The organism is Oleiphilus sp. HI0061 (assembly GCF_001635675.1).
In genome coordinates this window covers 1-397 of the sequence record NZ_LWFE01001590.1, presented here as the reverse complement: position 1 = coordinate 397, position 397 = coordinate 1, and the positions used below count along the sequence as shown (strand labels likewise).

Below are 397 nucleotides of genomic sequence, written 5' to 3'. Positions count from 1 at the left end.
GCCAGTGGCGAAATGATTGCGCGTATCGACTTTAACCGGCGCTTATGTTTTGAGGATTTACCTACAGCAGGGGCTATCATGATTTTCTCGGCGCAACGTAATATTCTCGATATCGTCAATTACTTTATGCACTTCTTTATTGAAGAAAGCTGTGGCTACTGCACGCCATGCAGAGTCGGTAATGTGTTTTTAAAGAAAGGGCTTGAGAAAATCATGCTCGGCCAGGGCGAGAGCAAGGACCTGGAGTCTTTGCAAAGCCTCGGCAATACCATTATTCAAACCAGTCGCTGCGGGCTTGGGCATACGTCCCCTAAACCTATTTTATCGACAATTGAAAACTTCCCTTTAGTGTACGCGGCATTACTAAAAGACCACCCGGATGGTCGTCAGGCAGGTT

The 397-nt window shown here is 46.9% G+C and carries 1 protein-coding gene; it reads left to right on the top strand.

Translation table 11 applies throughout. The features are described 5' to 3' along the window. Positions 1-12 precede the first annotated feature (12 nt). Positions 13-397: NADH-ubiquinone oxidoreductase-F iron-sulfur binding region domain-containing protein (locus tag A3735_RS24740; protein WP_304440019.1), on the top strand; the 385-nt coding region annotated here is incomplete at its 3' end.